Origin of the sequence: Rhizobacter sp. (assembly GCF_031412075.1) — a bacterium.
GTDB lineage: Bacteria > Pseudomonadota > Gammaproteobacteria > Burkholderiales > Burkholderiaceae_C > Rhizobacter.
This window is the reverse complement of record NZ_JANOCG010000213.1, coordinates 1-1760: the sequence shown is the minus strand read 5'-3', so window position 1 is coordinate 1760 and position 1760 is coordinate 1. Positions and strand designations below refer to the sequence as shown.

Annotated in this window: 2 pseudogenes; one reads left to right on the top strand and one right to left on the bottom strand. The window is 68.9% G+C overall.

Features of this window, described 5'->3' with window-relative positions:
- Positions 1-645 (bottom strand): annotated as a pseudogene (locus RMO40_RS07340) (NADP-dependent malic enzyme); the annotation flags it as partial.
- A 162-nt stretch (positions 646-807) separates the two neighbouring features.
- On the opposite strand from RMO40_RS07340, the pseudogene RMO40_RS07335 reads away from it, so the two are divergent.
- Positions 808-1760: pseudogene (locus RMO40_RS07335) on the top strand (PAS domain-containing sensor histidine kinase); the annotation flags it as partial.

Sequence of the window (1760 nt, the reverse complement as noted above, 5' to 3'; positions counted from 1 at the left end):
GACCTTGAGCAGCAGGTTCAGGCAGGCCAGCGCCGCGGCACCGGCGCCCGAGGCCACCAGCTTGACCTGGGCGATGTCCTTGCCCACCACCTTGAGGCCATTGAGCATGGCCGCCGCCACCGTGATGGCGGTGCCGTGCTGGTCGTCGTGGAACACCGGGATGTTCATGCGGCTGCGCAGCGCGCGCTCCACATAGAAACAGTCAGGGGCCTTGATGTCTTCGAGGTTGATGCCGCCGAAGGTGGGCTCGAGCGACGCGATGATGTCGATCAGCTTGTCGAGGTTCTTCTCGTTGACCTCGATGTCGAACACGTCGATGCCGGCGAACTTCTTGAAGAGAACGGCCTTGCCCTCCATCACCGGCTTGGCCGCCAGCGGCCCGATGTCGCCCAGGCCCAGCACGGCGGTGCCGTTGGTGATCACGGCCACCAGGTTGCCACGCGAGGTGTAGCGGAAGGCATTTGCCGGGTCGGCCACGATCTCTTCGCAGGCCGCGGCCACGCCGGGCGAATAGGCCAGCGCCAGGTCGCGCTGGTTCACGAGCTGCTTGGTCGCAGCGATGGCCACCTTGCCGGGCGTCGGGAACTCGTGGTACTCGAGCGCAGCGCGGCGCAACTCGGCGCGTTTTTCTTCTGAGGAGCTCATGGCCATGTCTCTCTTGAATATGTCTCGCTGAATCTCGCCGCGAGGCGCGGCTGCGCCAGGGTGGGCAGGGATTGTAGGAGCGCCCCGGTGGCGCCACTTGCGCGTTATTGCGTACCCCTCCCGGGGTGGCGTCCGCAATACTGGCGGCCACCCAGGCCCCACATGACCTTCCCGAACTCGACCTTCACCCCCGCCCTGGCCCGCCCTCGGCGCTGGCGGCGGGCGCTGCTGTGGGGCGCGCTGGTCGGCTTGCTGCTGGTGGCGCAGTCGCTGCTGGTGTGGCTGACGCTCGACTATGAAAGCAACCGCGCGCAAGAGCAGGTCGACGCGGCGGCGGCTGTGTCCATCGGCGACCTCAAACAAGCGCTCGGCCGCGACATGCAAGGCCTGCAGGCGCTGACCTGGAACGCGCCGCCGATCCCGCAGTGGCGTGCCGATGCGTCCGACCTCTTGCGCTCACGCCGCGAGCTGCTGCGTGTGGAGCGACGCGATGCCGGCATGCGCGTCGAGTCGGCCGTGAGCTCGCCCTTTCACGCGCAGATCTTCACCCAGATCCCGCGCGACAGCATGGAGTTCGAAGCGCAGCTGGCCTGCACCCACGCGCGCCGCCAGGGCAGCCCGTCGTATTCGCGCAGCTACTTCGTGCCCCTCACCGGCGGCATGGGGCAGGAGGTGGTTGACGTGTGCCTGCCTGCGCAGGTGGCGGGCGAAACCACCGGCTACATCGTCGCCACCTTCTCGCTCTCGCAGCTGCTCAACGAAGTGGTCACCCCCGAGGTGACTCGCGCGCACGAACTTTCGTTCGTCGAAGGCGACGGCACGCGTCTCGCGCGCGCCGGCCTGCCGCGTGGGCTGGGCGTGTTCCGTGCCAACCGCGTGCTCGACATGCCCGGGCTGACGCTGCAGTTGCGGGTGGACAGCGGCACTGGCAGCCCACGCCTGATCCCCAACCTGACCGTCGCGCTGGTGCTGAGCCTGTCGCTCGCGCTCGGTGTGGTCGTGTGGCTGCTGGCGCGCGACGTGCGCCGCCGCGCCCTCGCCGAAACCGCGCTGGCCGACGCGCTGGCCACGCGCCGGGCGATGGAAGACTCGCTTGTCACCGGGCTGCGCGCGCG